This window comes from Aromatoleum evansii, from assembly GCF_045689615.1.
Classification (GTDB): Bacteria; Pseudomonadota; Gammaproteobacteria; order Burkholderiales; family Rhodocyclaceae; genus Aromatoleum; species Aromatoleum evansii.
The window spans coordinates 3,498,118-3,514,372 of record NZ_CP141259.1 but is presented as its reverse complement, the minus strand read 5'-3'; the positions used below and the strand labels follow the sequence as shown (position 1 = coordinate 3,514,372).

At 64.1% G+C, this 16,255-nt stretch carries 18 protein-coding genes; 16 read left to right on the top strand and 2 right to left on the bottom strand.

Going from position 1 to position 16,255, the window contains the following annotated elements; translation table 11 throughout:
* Nucleotides 1–5: 5 nt before the first annotated feature.
* The 4 genes from U5817_RS16475 (at nucleotide 6) to U5817_RS16460 (ending at nucleotide 3,981) form a co-directional block, all read left to right on the top strand.
* Entirely contained in the window at nucleotides 6–482 is a 477-nt protein-coding gene (locus tag U5817_RS16475) for a 4Fe-4S dicluster domain-containing protein (RefSeq protein ID WP_169127014.1), read from the top strand.
* Between the two features lie 15 nt (nucleotides 483–497).
* Nucleotides 498–2,345, top strand: coding sequence for an aldehyde ferredoxin oxidoreductase family protein (locus tag U5817_RS16470; protein ID WP_169127012.1), 1,848 nt, complete (start codon nucleotides 498–500; stop codon nucleotides 2,343–2,345).
* A 93-nt stretch (nucleotides 2,346–2,438) separates the two neighbouring features.
* Complete coding sequence (locus tag U5817_RS16465) at nucleotides 2,439–3,710, top strand: NAD(P)/FAD-dependent oxidoreductase (protein ID WP_169127010.1); 1,272 nt, start codon at nucleotides 2,439–2,441, stop codon at nucleotides 3,708–3,710.
* Nucleotides 3,711–3,729: 19 nt separating this feature from the next.
* Nucleotides 3,730–3,981 (top strand): MoaD/ThiS family protein, encoded by a 252-nt coding sequence (locus U5817_RS16460; RefSeq protein WP_169127008.1) that lies wholly within the window; start codon nucleotides 3,730–3,732, stop codon nucleotides 3,979–3,981.
* Between the two features lie 7 nt (nucleotides 3,982–3,988).
* On the opposite strand, the gene U5817_RS16455 is transcribed toward U5817_RS16460, so the two are convergent.
* A complete protein-coding gene (locus U5817_RS16455) occupies nucleotides 3,989–5,323 on the bottom strand; it encodes a hypothetical protein (protein WP_407278083.1) in 1,335 nt (444 codons plus the stop codon).
* A 279-nt stretch (nucleotides 5,324–5,602) separates the two neighbouring features.
* On the opposite strand from U5817_RS16455, the gene U5817_RS16450 reads away from it, so the two are divergent.
* The 3 genes from U5817_RS16450 (at nucleotide 5,603) to U5817_RS16440 (ending at nucleotide 7,398) form a co-directional block, all read left to right on the top strand.
* Nucleotides 5,603–5,911: a hypothetical protein gene (locus U5817_RS16450; protein WP_169127004.1), complete on the top strand. Its 309-nt coding sequence runs from the start codon at nucleotides 5,603–5,605 to the stop codon at nucleotides 5,909–5,911.
* 66 nt (nucleotides 5,912–5,977) lie between these two features.
* Nucleotides 5,978–6,682, top strand: coding sequence for an ABC transporter permease (locus U5817_RS16445; protein WP_169127046.1), 705 nt, complete (start codon nucleotides 5,978–5,980; stop codon nucleotides 6,680–6,682).
* A gap of 2 nt (nucleotides 6,683–6,684) precedes the next feature.
* Nucleotides 6,685–7,398: a phosphate ABC transporter ATP-binding protein gene (locus U5817_RS16440; RefSeq protein WP_211167006.1), complete on the top strand. Its 714-nt coding sequence runs from the start codon at nucleotides 6,685–6,687 to the stop codon at nucleotides 7,396–7,398.
* 5 nt (nucleotides 7,399–7,403) lie between these two features.
* Here the strand turns inward: U5817_RS16440 and U5817_RS16435 are convergent, their stop codons facing one another.
* Nucleotides 7,404–8,363, bottom strand: coding sequence for a LysR family transcriptional regulator (locus U5817_RS16435; protein ID WP_407278081.1), 960 nt, complete (start codon nucleotides 8,361–8,363; stop codon nucleotides 7,404–7,406).
* 43 nt (nucleotides 8,364–8,406) lie between these two features.
* Here U5817_RS16435 and U5817_RS16430 point away from each other — a divergent pair, with 43 nt between their 5' ends.
* From U5817_RS16430 to U5817_RS16390, 9 genes are all read left to right on the top strand, one after another.
* A complete protein-coding gene (locus U5817_RS16430) occupies nucleotides 8,407–9,279 on the top strand; it encodes an SDR family oxidoreductase (RefSeq protein ID WP_169127000.1) in 873 nt (290 codons plus the stop codon).
* Nucleotides 9,280–9,317: 38 nt separating this feature from the next.
* A complete protein-coding gene (locus tag U5817_RS16425; RefSeq protein WP_407278080.1) occupies nucleotides 9,318–9,860 on the top strand; it encodes a cytochrome b in 543 nt (180 codons plus the stop codon).
* Nucleotides 9,861–9,886: 26 nt separating this feature from the next.
* The gene (locus U5817_RS16420; RefSeq protein WP_169126996.1) at nucleotides 9,887–10,480 is read left to right on the top strand and encodes a YceI family protein; all 594 of its coding nucleotides are present in this window, start codon (nucleotides 9,887–9,889) and stop codon (nucleotides 10,478–10,480) included.
* A gap of 60 nt (nucleotides 10,481–10,540) precedes the next feature.
* Nucleotides 10,541–11,119 carry a YceI family protein gene (locus tag U5817_RS16415; RefSeq protein ID WP_169126994.1) on the top strand — a complete coding sequence of 193 codons (579 nt, stop codon included), beginning with the start codon at nucleotides 10,541–10,543 and terminating at the stop codon, nucleotides 11,117–11,119.
* Nucleotides 11,120–11,218: 99 nt separating this feature from the next.
* Nucleotides 11,219–11,464, top strand: coding sequence for a CDGSH iron-sulfur domain-containing protein (locus U5817_RS16410; protein WP_169126992.1), 246 nt, complete (start codon nucleotides 11,219–11,221; stop codon nucleotides 11,462–11,464).
* A gap of 266 nt (nucleotides 11,465–11,730) precedes the next feature.
* A complete protein-coding gene (locus U5817_RS16405; RefSeq protein WP_169126990.1) occupies nucleotides 11,731–12,252 on the top strand; it encodes a hypothetical protein in 522 nt (173 codons plus the stop codon).
* A 426-nt stretch (nucleotides 12,253–12,678) separates the two neighbouring features.
* The gene (locus U5817_RS16400) at nucleotides 12,679–13,020 is read left to right on the top strand and encodes a c-type cytochrome (RefSeq protein ID WP_339379988.1); all 342 of its coding nucleotides are present in this window, start codon (nucleotides 12,679–12,681) and stop codon (nucleotides 13,018–13,020) included.
* A 68-nt stretch (nucleotides 13,021–13,088) separates the two neighbouring features.
* Nucleotides 13,089–14,048 carry a DmsE family decaheme c-type cytochrome gene (locus U5817_RS16395; protein ID WP_407278079.1) on the top strand — a complete coding sequence of 320 codons (960 nt, stop codon included), beginning with the start codon at nucleotides 13,089–13,091 and terminating at the stop codon, nucleotides 14,046–14,048.
* A 20-nt stretch (nucleotides 14,049–14,068) separates the two neighbouring features.
* Complete coding sequence (locus U5817_RS16390) at nucleotides 14,069–16,252, top strand: MtrB/PioB family decaheme-associated outer membrane protein (RefSeq protein WP_407278078.1); 2,184 nt, start codon at nucleotides 14,069–14,071, stop codon at nucleotides 16,250–16,252.
* Nucleotides 16,253–16,255 lie beyond the last annotated feature (3 nt).

The window sequence follows — 16,255 nt, the reverse complement described above, 5'->3', positions numbered from 1 at the left end:
CATCGATGTGGAAATCCCTTCACATTGACCCCGCAAAGTGCACCGGCTGCCTGCAGTGCGAAATGGCCTGCTCGTATGAGCACACCGGGGTCATCAATCCCAGCAACTCGCTGATCAAGGTCTTCAATTTCGAACACGAAGGGCGCAAGGTGCCCTACACCTGTACCCAGTGCACCGAGGCGTGGTGCATGCATTCCTGTCCGGTCGACGCCATCCGGCTCGACCTGACCACGGGCGCGAAGATCGTGTTCAAGGACACCTGTGTCGGCTGCAAGGTATGCACGATCGCCTGTCCGTTCGGCACGGTCAATTACAACCAGGCCAGCGGCAAGGTCCAGAAATGCGACCTGTGCGAGGGTGATCCCGCCTGTGCGAAAGCCTGTCCGACCGGCGCCATCACCTACATCGACGCCAACTGGACGGGGCTTTCCCGCATGCAGGCCTGGGCCGCCAAGGCCAACACCCCCGCATCGGCGGCCTGAGAGGAGAGGAATACCATGGGATGGAATCGCAAGCTCCTGCGGGTGAACCTCACCCAGGGCACGTGCAAGGAAGAGCCCCTCAACATGGAGTGGGCCAACGAATACCTCGGATCACGGGGCCTTTCGGCCAAGTATCTGGTCTCCGAGATCGACCCCAAGGTCGATCCGCTGTCGCCGGACAACAAGCTGATCATGGCCACCGGCCCGCTCACCGGCACGATGGCCTCCACCGGCGGCCGCTACACCGTGAGCTGCAAGGGGCCGCTCACCGGCGCGATCGCCTGTTCCAACTCGGGCGGCTTCTTCGGCGCCGAGCTGAAGTTCGCCGGCTGGGACATGATCATCTTCGAGGGCAAATCGCCCAAGCCCGTCTATCTTTTCATCGAGAATGACAAGGCCGAACTGCGCGACGCATCGCACCTGTGGGGCACCAGCTGCTGGCACACCGAGGAGCAGATCAAGGCCGACCACCAGGATCCGCTGATCCGCGTCTCCTCGATCGGCAAGGCGGGCGAGAACCAGGTCCTGTTCGCGGTTGTCATCAACGACCTGCACCGCGCGGCCGGCCGCTCCGGCGTCGGCGCCGTGATGGGCTCGAAGAACCTCAAGGCGGTCGCCGTGCGCGGCACCAAGGGCGTTGCGGGCATCAAGGACTTCCCGGCCTTCCTCAAGGCCACCCAGGACGCCAAGAAGGTGCTCGCCGACAACGCCGTCACCGGCCAGGGCCTGCCCAAGTACGGCACCCAGGTGCTGATGAACGTCATCAACGAGATCGGCGCGCTGCCCACGCGCAACCACCGCGACGTGCAGTTCGAGGACGCCTCCAAGATCTCCGCCGAGGCAATGCACGAGAAGCGCCCCACCGACGGCAAGTCGCACCTCGTCACCAATGCCGCGTGCTTCGGCTGCACGATCGCCTGCGGGCGCATCTCGCAACTCGACAAGAACCACTTCACCGTCAAGAACAGCCCGCAGTACTGGGGCGCCTCGGGCGGCCTGGAGTATGAAGCGGCGTGGGCGCTGGGTGCCGCCAACGGCGTCGGCGACCTCGAGGCGCTGCAGTACGCCAACATGCTGTGCAACGAGCAGGGCATGGATCCGATCTCCTTCGGCGCCACCGTCGGTGCGGCGATGGAGCTCTACGAGATGGGCGTGCTGAAGAAGGAAGAGATCGGCCTCGACACTCCCTTCGGTTCGGCCGAGGCGCTGGCGAAGCTCGCCGAGATGACTGCCAGTGGCGAAGGCTTCGGCAAGGAGATCGGCCAGGGCTCCGCGCGCATGTGCGCGAAGTACGGCCATCCCGAGCTGTCGATGAGCGTCAAGAAGCAGGAATTCCCTGCCTATGACTCGCGCGGCATCCAGGGCATGGGCCTCGCCTATGCGACCTCCAACCGCGGCGCCTGCCACCTGCGCGGCTACACCGTCGCCTCCGAAGTGCTGGGCATCCCGGTGAAGACCGACCCGCTCGCCACGGAGGGCAAGGCCGAACTCGTGAAGGCCTTCCAGGACGCGACGGCGGCGTTCGACGCGGCCGGCATCTGCGTGTTCACCTCCTTCGCCTGGACCCTGGCCGACGTGCAGCCGCAGGTTGCGGCGGCTTGCGGCGAGGAGTGGACGCTGGAAAAGCTCAACGAGGTCGGCGAGCGCATCTGGAACCTCGAGCGCCAGTTCAACAACGCGGCCGGCTTCACCGCCAAGGACGACAACCTGCCGCCGCGCCTCACCACCGAACCGGCGAAGACCGGTCCGGCCAAGGGGATGGTGAACCAGCTCGACAAGATGCTGCCCGAGTACTACAAGGTGCGTGGCTGGACGCCGGACGGTGTTCCAACCGACGAGACCCTGGCGCGACTCGGGCTCTGAGCATCCCCTGACGCTCGCCTGGCGAGCGTTCGAGCCCTTCCTGGCGCCGTGCCGCCGGGAAGGGCGTCTCATCGCCCAAACGAGGACGAACCGATGAAACACGTGATACTCGGCAACGGCCCCGCCGGCGTCGTCGCGGCCGAAACGCTGCGCCGCGCCGCCCCCGCGGACGAGATCCTGATGGTCGGCAGCGAGGACGTCCCGCCGTACTCGCGCATGGCCATTCCCTACCTGCTCGAAGAGAACATCGACGAGTCGGGCACCTACCTGCGCAAAGCCCCCGAGCATTTCCGCAGGCTCAACATCGGCGAGCTGCGCGCACGTGCCGTGTCGCTCGATACCGACAAACGCCGCATCCTGTTCCACGACGGCCACTTCGAGGACTACGACCGACTCCTGATCGCGACCGGCTCACACCCGGTGCGCCCGCCCATTCCCGGCGTCGACCTGCCCGAAGTGCAGACCTGCTGGACGCTCGACGACGCCCGCGCCATCGCCCGGCTCGCCAAGCCCGGTTCGCGCGTGCTGCAGCTCGGCGCCGGCTTCATCGGCTGCATCATCATGCAGGCGCTCGCCGCGCGCGGCGTGCAACTCACCGTCGTCGAGATGGGTGACCGCATGGTGCCGCGCATGATGACGCCCAAGGCCGGCGGCATGATCAAGCGCTGGGTCGAACACAAGGGCATCCGCGTCGTTACCAACGCCGGCGTGCAGCGCATCGACCGCAGCGGCAGCGAGGGGGGCGTCGATGTCACCCTGTCGACGGGTGAAGTCCTGCCGTGCGACCTCGTGATCGTCGCTGCGGGCGTCGCGCCCAACATCGCCTTCCTCGACTCGACGCCGGTCCATGTCGCCAAGGGCGTGCTGGTCGACGACAAGCTCGAGACCAGCGTCCCCGGCATCTTCGCTGCGGGCGACGTCGCCGAGGCGCCCGACCTGTTCACCGGTGCCCACCTCGTCGCAGCGATCCAGCCCAACGCTGCCGACCAGGCACGCGTCGCGGCATTGAACATGGCGGGACGCCCGACAAAGCTCAACGGCGTGCTCGCCATCAACGTGCTCGACACGCTGGGCCTGATCTCGGCGTCCTTCGGCCAGTGGTGGGGCGAAGGGACCGAAGCCGGCGGGGCGGGGGTCGAACATGTCGACGAGAATCGCTTCCGCTACCTCAGTCTGCAGTTCAAGGACGACGTGCTGATCGGCGCAACCTCGATCGGCCTCACCCAGCACGTTGGCGCGCTGCGCGGCCTGATCCACGGCCAAGTGAAGCTGGGCGCATGGAAGGACCGCCTGCTGGCCAACCCGTTGCAGTTCGTCGAGGCCTACGTCGCGCGCTCGCAGCAACCGATGGCGCTTGCGCGTTGATGCCGGAGTGGATGCGCTCATGAAGATCGGCTTCAAGCTCTTCGCCTCCCTCACCGACCACCTTCCGCCCGATCGCAAGGGCAACCGTATCGAACTGGAGGTCGGGGAGGGAACGACCATCGCCGAACTGATCACGCGCTTCAACGTCCCCGAGCGCAGCGCGCATCTCGTACTCGTCAACGGTCACTTCGTCCCGGCTGCGCAGCGCGCCTCGCGCGCGCTCGCGGACGGCGACGAACTGGCCATCTGGCCGCCGATCGCCGGCGGATGAACTCCCGCTAGAGAACACTTCCTGCCCGGCGTGGCAGCGACGCGAGGCTGGCGCGTGCGAGGATCATGGCGCGCAATGCCTTATCCTGCCACCCGGCGCAGTGACGCGCGAAGCATCGGTGCGCCTCTCGCAGCAGCGCGAACTGCAGATGCCAGTCGAGTTCGGTTTCCGCCAGCCTGCCGCCGCAGTGCGCCCGATAACGCGCGACGAAATTCGCCGCCAGCTGTGCCCAGTCGGCCTTGCCATCGTCGCGGCACAGCAGGTTGCTGACGAAGCCGGCGACGTCGCGCGCCGGCGAATCGATGGTGAAACTGTCATAGTCGAAGAGCGCAATGCGTCCGTTCCACCACTGCATCCGGTCCACGTGAAAGTCACCGTGCGTCGTCACCACGCGACGGGGCCGTGCCGCGCCGCGCTCGAGGTGAAACAGCAGTGCGTCCAGATCGGCAGCAAAGCGCCCGTCCTCGGCCCCGAGTTCGGCGCACCACGTACGAGCCTGCGTCACGGTTGCGGCCAGCTGACGCGCCTCGCGCACAATCAGCGGACCGGCATGCAGCGCCGCCAGCGCCGCGGCCACCGCATCCAGCGTCGCTTCGGCATGCGGACCGGCCAGGCGCAACGCGAGCGGCTCGCCGCGCACTTCCGCCTGCCACACCGCGTGCAACGCCGGGCACGAGCCGAGCGGTCGGCCGACGACGAAGGCCTGCGGATCGACGCAACCGGTGCACCACAAGGAATGCATGCAGTCGCGCGCGTCGCGCCATCTTTCCCCCGCGTAGCTCTTCCCGTAGATCGCTTTCTCGTCTGCTGCGCCGGGAATGGCGATTCGCGCGAGGCAATGCTCCTCGGGCTCGTAGCGCACCACGCTCACCTCGCCGATGCCTCCCGACCCCTTGGTCCCCAGCGCACCGGAAGGCAGGTGCGGTCTGACCGCAACCGGATCGAGCAGGGCAGGGAGTTGCTCCATCACCGGATCATTCGGCAGCGGCCACACCACGAGGTCGAGTTCCGGCATGTGCATCACCGGTTCCCCCAAGCCGGGAACCACGCATGCAGCGGGCAGCGCCGCCCGGAACGCATCGGCGCTGCGCCCAAGCGAGTAGGCCTTCGCATACAGCCACAGTGCCTGCCGTGCGCCGCGGCCCCGGTCCTGCAGGGCGAGCCGGTAACATATGTCGAGCCACGCGCTGCCATCGCCGGACGCGGGCCGTGCGGCGTGCCGGCGAGCCTGCACGACGCGGCATTCATCAATGTCCCAGCGCGTGTTGCCGTCTCCCGTCAGCCGCTGCAGCAGCGGGCGGGCCATCGCGTCTCCGTCGGTCAGCAGCGCGGCGATTTCCATGTCGCTCTCGTAGCACCGCGGAACTGGCACCACATGGGTAGCGGCGTTGCCGGGGCGCGGTGCGATGGGGTTGGAGGTTTGCGACCACATGACTGTTTCGCATGCGACCGTACGGGGCAGTCTTACTGCACCTGCAACAAGCAGGCCAGCTCAATAATTCGGCAAGTGACTGATTCGCAGATCGAATATTCTGAAACGGGTTGGCCGCGTGCCCCCGCTTTCGGGTGATATGCCCAGAATGTCGGGGACTGCATCCCCCAGATCAAAGGAGAGGATTCCATGGCTTTCGTAAGCGGCCCGGTGCCCGAGCGCTTCGAGCGCGAGGTGACTGCCTCTGTGGCCGAGTTCGAGCGCGATCTGCGCAAGGCCTCGCCGTGCGCAGTCGAAACCGTCGCCCCCCGGCACTTCCGCCTGCGCGTCGGGCCGACCCGGCTCGACATTCACGTTTCCGCGCGCGGTGTGCGGCGGCTCGGCATCCTCCAGTTGCAGACCCTCGGCGTGCGCTACGAGTTTTCCGGCGGCACCGAGTCGGACCGCAGGGCCATGCTTGTTCCGCTCGACCGCGCGATGCAGCGCGGCGGCGGGTGAGGCGGTTTCCGTTCTGCATGCCGCGCAGGGCTCCCGAAACGCAGCGCTTGCGCTATGCTCCGACGCATGTACGGACTCGCCGCGACCTTCGCTGACGCCTTCGCTCTACTTGCCACCTTCGATCACCGCGCGGTCGAAATCGCCGTCCTGTCGCTGCAGGTCAGCGGCTCGGCCGTGATCCTCGGCACAGTCATCGGCCTTCCCCTCGGCGCCTGTCTGGCGGTAGGTCGCTTCCCCGGCCGCAGTGCGGCGCTCGTCGTCGTCAGTGGCTTGATGGGGGCTCCATCCGTGGTGGTCGGAGTGGTCGTGTATCTGGTCCTGTCGCGCTCGGGCCCGCTCGGCGGGCTGGGCATGCTCTACACGCCTGCGGCGATGGTCGTCGCGCAAACCCTGCTGGTCGTGCCCCTGATGGCCGCCATCGCACGGCAGATCATCGACGATTCGTGGCAGCGCTATGCCGAAGAATTCAGGGCGATGCGCTTCACATGGATGCAAAGCGTCACGACCCTCTTGTACGACTGCCGCCATTCGCTGCTCGTTGCCGTCCTTGCCGGACTCGGGCGGGCCATGAGCGAAGTGGGTGCGGTGATGATCGTCGGCGGCAACATCGACCACGCCACGCGCGTCATGACCACCGCGATCGCGCTGGAAACCAGCAAGGGCGACCTGCCGCTCGCCATTGCGTTGGGCATCGTGCTCGTCGCGGTCATTCTCGTCCTCAATGCCGCGGCATTCGCGATGCGAGGCTGGGCGATGCGCAGGTACGGCTGAACATGTTTCCCCTGCGTCTGTGCGACATCCGATTCCAGCCCAACGGCCGCAGCGTCCTCGATGGCATCGAACTCGAACTCGGCGGCGAGGGCATCACGCTCGTGCTCGGCCCCAACGGTGCCGGCAAAAGCGTGCTGCTGCGCACGATCTGCGGCCTGCTCGAACCCACGGGCGGGCGGATCGACTGGGGCGGGGGCGCGCGCCCCCATCTCGGCGTGATGATGGTGTTCCAGCACCCGATGATGCTGCGCGCCTCGGTGCTGGAAAACGTCGCCCTGGCGCTCAAGCCCCACGGCATCCCGCGCGTCGAGCGCAGGCGTCGCGCCGCGCGGATGCTCGATCGCGTCGGCCTCCTGGCGCGTGCGTCCGAGAGTGCGCGATTGCTGTCCGGCGGCGAACAGCAGCGCCTGGCGCTCGCCCGTGCATGGGTCACTGCGCCGCGCCTGCTGCTGCTGGACGAACCCACCGCCAGCCTGGATCCCTCCGCGACTGCCGAAGTCGAGCGCATCGTCCGCGAGATCCGCACCGACGGAACGCGCATCCTCATGACCACGCACAATCTCGGCCAGGCTACCCGCCTGGGCGACGACGTCGTCTTCATGAGCGCCGGACGGGTGCGGGAGCACGCCTCGGTGCAGCGCTTCTTTTCCCGCCCCGCCTCGGACGAAGCCCGCCTGTTCATCCAGGGTGAGCTGCCGTGGCGGATGACCTTCTGAGCGGGTCAGTCCCAGTACGGAACCGGTCCGATGCGCTCGGCCAGATAATCGACTAGCGTGCGCACGCGGTGCGGCACATAGCGTGTGCCGGGAAACACCGCGTAAATGTGCAATTCCGTCGTCGAGTATTCCGGCAACAACACCTCCAGCAGGCCGGCCCGCACCGCCTGCGAGGTCAGGAAGCTCGGCTCGCGCACCACCCCCAGCCCGCGGATCGCCGCATCCAGCAGGGCATCGCCGTTGTTGGCTCGGAAACGCCCCTTTACCGGCACCGAATGGGTTTCCCCGTTTACAGTGAAATTCCAGCCCAGGCTGGACCCCAGCGTGTACGTGAGGCAGTGGTGCTGCAGCAACTCGTCGGGATGCTGGGGTCGACCGTGCCGATCCAGATAATCGGGCGAGGCGACCACCGCCAGCGAACTCCGGCTGAGACGGCGGATCACCAGAGACGGATCGATCTGTTCGGAGATGCGCACGGCGAAATCCATGCCTTCCTCGATCAGATTCACGCGGCGGTCGCTGAACTCGACGTCGACGCTGACTTCCGGATAGGTGGTGATGAAGTCCGCGACCAGCGGCATCAGGTGGCGAACACCGAAGCTCATCGGCACGCTTGCGCGAATCTGCCCGCGCGGCGCCTGCTTCTCGCCCGCCAGGTCCCCCTCCGCCGCCTCGACCATCGCCAGGATTTCGCGGCACTTTTCCAGGTAGGCAGAGCCGGACGAAGTCAGGCTCAGTCTCCGCGTGCTGCGGGCGAGCAGCTTGGTGCCCAGGTGTGCCTCCAGCGCCGCGATCTGCCGCGTGATCGCCGAGCGGGCGACATTCAGGCGGTCCGCGACCGCGGTGAAACTTCCGGCTTCCGCAACGCGCACAAACACTTCCATTGCCTGCAAGCGATCCATTGTTCTCCTCGGTGCAACAAAGAGTTTGCTTGGGTCCGCTATTTTAGAACCAATCAATCCCATAAAGTGCGCTTACACGCTAAGCACGCACCCCAAGGACGCCAATATGATTCTCGTAACCGGAGCAACAGGGCAGCTAGGACTGCACATCGTGCAGCAGCTCGCCGTGCGGCTGCCGGAGGCGGGAGTCGGCCGGCTCGCCGTCAGCGTCCGCAATCCTGAGCGCGCCGCGGCGCTTGCAGCACGAGGCATCGAAGTGCGCCGTGGCAACTTCGACGAAACCGAAGCCCTGCGTGCGACCTTCGCCGGCGCAACGCGGCTGGTGATCGTCTCCACCGACGGCCCCAAGGCGCAGCGCATCGCCCAGCACCGCAACGCAATCGAAGCCGCACGCGCCGCCGGGGTCGAACACATCCTCTACACCAGCTTCCTCGGCGCCGACGCAGCGTCGCCGTCGGAATTCGCGCAGGTGCATGCCGACAGCGAAGCGGCACTTGCCGCGTCCGGCGTCGCTTACACCATCCTGCGCAATGGCATGTACGCGGACTTCCTGCCCATGACCTTTGCCGGCGCGCTCAGTTGCGGCCTGCTGCAATTGCCGGCCGGGGAGGGCAGGGCGAGCTACCTGTCACGCAGCGAGCTTGCGGGGGCGATCGCCGCCGCCGCAGTCGCGCCGCGGCTCGAGAAACGCATCTACGAACTTACCGGCCAGACTGCCCAAGACTATCACGACCTCGCTGCGCGGGTCGGTGCCGCGACCGGCAAGACGCTGCGTTACGAACCGCTCGGCGAGGACGCCTACGCCGCCATGCTCGAGGGCGCCGGCATGTCCGCCTGGCTCGCCCGCGCCATGGCGAACATGTACACCGCGGTCGCCGCGAACAACATGGCGCGCACCACCAACGATTTCGCCGCACTGGTCGGTCATCCGCCCAAGTCGATCGACTGCCTGATAGCTGAGTTCTTCCGCGCAGTCTGAGCGCCGAAACGATAACAACGGAATCAGGGGGAAACGCAATGAATGCAAGCAACAAATACTCAAAACCGGCGGTGATCGTGCACTGGATGGTCGCCATCCTGGTGCTCGTTGCACTGCCGCTCGGCTACTACATGACCGACCTGTCCCTGTCACCGCGCAAGCTGCAGCTCATCTCGTGGCACAAGTGGATCGGCTTCACCGTGCTTCTGCTGTTCATCCCCCGCCTGTTCCTGCGCCTCACGCGACCGGTGCCTGCGCCGGTCGATACCATGCCCGGTTGGCAACGCGCGGTGGCGTCGCTGACCCATGTCGTGCTTTATGTGCTGATCATCGCCGTGCCCCTCACCGGCTGGCTCATGAGTTCGGCCAAAGGCTTCCCGGTCGTCTATCTGGGGCTCATTCCGCTGCCTGATCTCGTAGGCAAGGACGAGGCCCTGGGCGACCTGCTCAAGTCGGCCCACGAAGTCCTCACTTCCGGCCTGTTGATCCTCGTCGGCCTGCACATCGCGGCCGCGCTCAAACATCACATCATCGACCGCGACGAAACGCTGGTGCGCATGGTGCCCCTGCTCAAACGCTGATCCGGACAATCAAAGGAATCCACGCCATGCAAGGCAAGAAAATTCTCGCTGCCACCATCCTGTCGCTAGCGCTGCCCCTGGTCGGGATGGGCGCCCACGCGGCGCAACCCGCAGGTACCTTCGATCAGGTGCAGCCCGCCAAGAATCGCATCGACTTCGTCTTCAAGCAGATGAACGTGCCGGTGAAGGGGCACTTCAAGAAGGCCAAGGTGGATCTCGTCTTCGATCCGGCCGCCCCGGCGAATTCCACCGTGCGTCTCGACCTCGACCTCGCCAGCATCGATGCGGGCTCCGCAGACGCGAACAGCGAGGTCGTCGGCAAGCCCTGGTTCGACATCAAGTCCTTCCCCACCGCGACCTTCGTGTCGTCGTCCGTGAAACCCCTCGGCGGCGACCGCTACGAAATGACCGGCAAGCTCACGATCAAGGGCAAAACCCGCGACGTGACGACGCCGGTAACCGTCACGCAGAACGGCAACACCGCTGCGTTCGACGGTGGCTTCACCCTGAAGCGGCTGGAGTTCGCCATTGGCGACGGCAGCTGGTCGGACACCTCGATCGTCGCCGACGAGGTCAAGGTCAGCTTCCACGTCGAAGCCGAACGCCGCGCTGCGAAATAAGCCTCCCTGCAACAAGACCCACTTCCTATCCAAACCAAACCTGAATTCAGGAGATTCAAGATGAAGCAACTCAAGCGCCTCGCCCTCGCGTCCATCCTCGCCGCCACCGTCTCCGCCCCCGCGATGGCCGCCCCGGAAACCTTCGATATCGACGGCTCGCACACCTTCGCGCGTTTCGCCTACAGCCACTTCGGCTATTCGAAGCAGGAGAGCCGCTTCAACAAGACCTCCGGCACGATCAAGCTCGATCGCGCCGCCAAGTCCGGCGTGGTCGACGTCACGATCGATGCCAAGTCGGTCGATACCGGCTTTGAAATGTTCAACGGCCACATCCAGGGCGAGGACTTCTTCCACACCGAGAAGTACCCGACGATCGCCTTCAAGTCGACCAAGCTGAACTTCAGCGGCGACAAGCTCGCCTCGGTCGACGGCAACCTGACCATCAAGGGCGTCACCAAGCCGGTGAAACTCGAGGTCACCTCCTTCCACTGCATGGAGCACCCCATGCTCAAGAAGGAAGCCTGCGGCGCCAACGCCTCCGCCGTCGTCAAGCGCTCCGATTTCGGTGCCGGCAAGTTCGCCCCCCACGTCGGCGACGAAGTCACCCTCGAGATCGCCGTCGAGGCCGTCAAGCAGTAATCCGGTTTTCCGTCTCCATTGATCCCGCCCCCTGGGGATCACTTTCGCCACCCCGTAATCCGGGGTGGCTTTTTTATCCACCGCATGAGGAGTCGACGCATGTCGAACGAAACCGCAAAGATCGCCCAGAAATCCCCCTACGCAGTCGACATCGAGGCTGGCAAGAGCTACTGGTGGTGTTCCTGTGGCAAGAGCGCCAAGCAGCCTTTCTGTGACGGGTCCCATCAGGGCAGCAGCTTCACCCCGGTCGAGTACAAGGCCGAGGAAAGCAAGACCGCTTACTTCTGCGGCTGTAAGCAGTCGGGCAACGGCGTGATGTGCGACGGCGTCCACCAGAAGCTGTAAATAATCATCGCTCCGGCGCGAGACCGCTCATTCGCGGGTCTCGTGATCGGGCAAAACTCCCGTTCGTCCGGCAATTGTGGGGAATCTCACCCGCAACACCTCCCTTCTTGTGTGCAGTTGTAAAAGCAGTCCGATCAACTCGATGTCGATGTGATAATCGCGCCACGAGCACGCTCCGGCCTGCCCTCACCGCGGGATGCCCAATCCCCGGTATCGGCAACCCTCGCCGATCGCGTACTCCGTCTCCAACTGATCGGGCTGCAAACATGAGACGTTGCGCCGCGGCCTTTGCCGCATGTCTTCCGCTCCTTGCGCATGGCGCCTGGACTGCCGGCGAGCACAATCGTGATGCAGCGCGCAGCGACGCGCACGGAGCCGAGCACTTCGGCGCCCAGCTCGTGCTCACTCCTGACGAGATGCGCTTCCTGCAGGCGTGGCGGATGGCGAGCACGCCCCTCCAGTTGCCCGCCACTGCGACCGTCAAGCGCGGATCGTCGGTCACGGCCATGCTAGTCTTCCAGGGATGTGCGAGGGATGCGACCGGCCGATGCGATGTCGTCGCCGAGCTTGCGCTCGAGGGTCCGGACGGCGGCTACATTCCCGCCGGCTCGATGTCCCTGTGGTCTGCAGAATCCATGCCGGGGCGTCTCCATCTCGGCAACGGCAGCATGCAGGTCAGTTTCGATCCGCACGACCGTACCGGCCGGTACAAGGTGATCGCAACCGTCCGCGATCGCGTGTCCGGCCAATCACTCGTCCTGAGTTCGGGACTGCAAGTCCTCGAATAGCCGGCGGGCATCGCCCCGACCATCGCCGGCGCGTCAGGCTCTTCCGACCGCGGCGTTGCCGGAAGGCAATGTGTCGGCTGCCCCCATTACTACTTCCCGCAGTGACGACCGACCGGTTCCCGGATCGGCAAGGCCGCGGTCCGCTTGCTTCATGCGAACATCACAATGTGCTAATTAAGATGTGTTGCATATACATTCAATTAGCCATCAGTAATATGCAGCGGAGCAGTGAAATACGGATCCTGTATAAAAAACCGTCAGTGTGTCAAGGTCTTGTGTTGTAACGAGGCAATTGTGTCTTTTTGTACGCTCGTGTCGAACACCCTTTCAAAATTTGGGGGTATATTCCACCAGCAAAATATCCGGAGGGTCTCGCTCCGACGCCCACGGGTATTTGGATGTGCATATATCGAAAGGAGAATCAGCGTGAAGGCACGAATTCTTGCGAGCATGATCCTGGTCGGACTGACGGCAGCCCTCGCTACCCCGGCCGCAATGGCCGTGGACGCCGACGCGGCCAAGGCCACCGCCAAGCGCAACGACTGTTTCAAGTGCCATGCGGTCGACAAGACCAAGAAGGGCCCGTCCTACAAGAAGATCTCGGCGAAGTACAAGGACAAGGCGGATGCCGAGCAGAAAATGATCGAGCAGGTCACCAAGGAGCACAAGGTGAAGCTCGAGGACGGCACCGAGGAAACGCACAAGGTGATCGACACCACCGACAAGGCCGAGATCAAGAATCTCATCGACTGGATCCGCGCCCAGTAACACGCGGCAAGAGATCCGGCGCGCACCGCCACGGTGCGCGCCACTCATCAGCAAATCAGGGGGTTAATATGAAGCTGCTAGGAAAAGCGCTGCGCACGTGCGCATTCGCCGTCCTCGCCGGGAGCCTGTTTCCGGCGTTGACTGCGACCGCTGCCGAGAAGGAAGCGCCCAAGGACATCGTCCTCACGGGCGATGCAAAATGTACGAGCTGCCACGACGAGAACGACTCGCCCGAAGCCCTGCGCATCGGCAAGACCAAGCACGGCACCGTTGCCGACAAGCGCACGCCGGGCTGTACGAACTGCCACGGCGAGAGCGAGAAGCACGTGAAGGAAGCCGGTCGCGGCACCGGCCCGGCACCGCTCGTGGACGTCGGTTTCACGAAGAAGAACACCGCGACTTCGCCCGAGGCCCAGAATGCCGCCTGTCTGAGCTGTCACCAGGGCAGCACCCGCATCTTCTGGCAGAACAGCACCCACGCGCGTCGTGACGTGACCTGTGCTTCCTGTCACACGGTCCACGACGGCCACGACAAGGTTCGAGAAGCCAAGTCGCAGCCCGAAGTGTGCTCGAATTGCCACAAGGAGCAGCGCGCCCAGTTCGCTCGTCCCTCTCACCACCCCGTGCCGGAAGGCCAGATGAGCTGTTCGTCCTGCCACAACGTGCATGGCGACAATCCCTCGCAGCTCCAGAAGGCCAGCGTGAACGACACCTGCTATTCCTGCCACATGGAAAAGCGTGGCCCGTTCGTGCATAACCACCAGCCGGTGGCCGAAGACTGTGCGATCTGCCACAACCCGCACGGTACCAACGTCGCCAATCTCCTGAAGGCGCGCGCGCCCTACCTGTGTCAGGAATGCCACAGCCACAACAGCCACCCGAGCCAACTCGCCGGCCTGCCGACCGATCGCACGACCAACACGAGCCTCTTAGGTACCGTCGGACGCGGCTGCCTGAATTGCCATACGAATATCCATGGCAGCAACAGCACTGTGAACAATGCGACCGCTGGGCGCTTCCGTCGCTGATCGGGCCGAGGGAGATTGACATGAAAACTATCAACACGACATTCAGGCTGACCGCAGTAGCGGCTGCCATGCTTGCAGCATACGGTTCGGCTTTCGCCGAGGACGATGATCTCAAGGCGCTCACGAAGCCGGATAGTTCCATCTCGGTGGGTGCCGGTTACTGGACCAACGATCGTCCGCAACAGGGCATCTTCGACGGGATGCGGGATGATCACGGTTATGCCCTTATCGACGCCGATGTGGTGAAGCGCGACGACGCCACGGGTACCTGGTTCAAGTTCAAAGGCGATAGTCTTGGACTGGAGAGCCGCAAGATCTCAGTTGAGGTACAGCAGCAGGGCAACATGGGCGGTTTCGTGAACTATTCGCGCATCCCCCGCGAGAATCCGCTGGAAATCCGCTCCGGTATCCGTGGCGTGGGATCCGAGCGCATGACCATCAGCGGCGCAGGCACCAACGCGCTGCCGTTCCACGATGTGGATCTGGCAACGTACCGCGATCTCATCCATGTTGGCTTCAGCAAGAACCTGCTCAAGGACTTCGATCTCAAGCTCAGCTTCAAGAACGAGGAAAAGAACGGCAGCCGGCACTGGGGCCTTGGCAGCGCGGCACTCTTCGTTGCCGAGCCGATCGACAGTACCACCCAGCAGCTCGACGTCACGCTGGAATATACCGGCGAGAAGCTGCAGCTTGCCGGGGGCTATGCCGGTAGTTGGTATCGCAACAAGAATGACATGGTGTGCGCGGGCGTTAAGGTCAATAACAATCCAGTTAACTGCCTTACAGCGACTGGAAGCGCGAGTTCTCCTTCTTCGACTCCCTTGTCATTGCCGCTCGACAACGAGGCGCACCAGTTCTTCCTGAATGCGGGCTACGCGTTTACACCTTCTACGCGTGGAACGCTCAAGGTCTCGCGTAGCGTGGCCACTCAGGACGAGACCATTCCGAGCATCGGACTGGCGGGTGTGAATGCGCCGTTTGTCGGTGCGCCTCACAAGTTGGATGGCGAGATTGTCACCTCGCTTGTGGAACTTGGGCTCAGCTCGCGACCGACTAGCAAGCTCTCGTTGAATGCGAACCTGCGCTATCACGATGTCGACGACAATACCCCGCTTGCGACGTTCGTCGATGTTCCCGCGACGAGAACTTCGCCACGGGTCATTGTGCACAACACTCCGCATTCGAATGAAACCAAATCTGGTAAGTTCGAGGCCTCATACCTGCTGCCGGAACGTTTCAAGCTGATCGGTGGCGTCGACTTCAAGGATCAGGATCGCTCTGCTCCGAAGTTCCTGGACGAGCGTTACGTGCCGTTCGCCGAGAGCATCGAGGAAACGACGTATCGCCTGCAGCTGCGTCGTTCGATGTCGGAAACGGTTAACGGCTCGGTGGCTTTCCTGCACAGCACCCGTGACGGATCGGTACGCGTTACGCCGCATGATCCGCATATCTTCGATGCGATCAATCCGTTGCATATCGCCGACCGTACGCGCAATAAGTGGCGGATGTCGCTGGACTGGACGCCAGCCGAGGCCTTCAGCATGCAGTTCAACGTCGAGGACTCGCACGACGACTACGCTCGCGAAGATGGTCGTCCGTGGGGGCTGAAGGACGGTCGTGCGACGCTGGTCTCGGTCGATGCGCGCTATGCCTTCTCCGACAAGTGGGAGCTGACCGGCTGGGCATCGCACGACGTGACGCGTGCCAAGCAGCTTGCGGGCCGTTGGGACCGTGTCACCGAGATCTTCGAAATGTCGAAGGACGCCAAACTCGAAGATCGTGGCAATTCTGTAGGCTTGGGTCTGCGGGGAGCTCTGACCTCGAAGCTGAAGATCGGTGCCGACGTGCAATGGACTCGCACGGAAAGTTCATATGACGAGGATACGCAACTCAGTGGCCTCGGTGGTCTGCAGGCGACCTACCCGTCTGATACCACTGGATTCCGTGCGACCGGTGCGCGTCTGCCCGACATCGAGAACACGCTCACCCGTGTTTCGATGTTCGCGCGCTACGCCATCCGGAAGAACGCGGATGTCCAACTCGATCTGATCCATGAGCGCTGGAAGACCGACGACTGGACCTGGAACTTTGCGAACGGTTCGGACTTCACCTACGGTACGACGACCGACGGTACCGTCGTCTCGAACAAGCCCAAGCAGACCGCCAATTTCATTGGCGCACGCTACATCTACAAGTTCCAGTAAGCG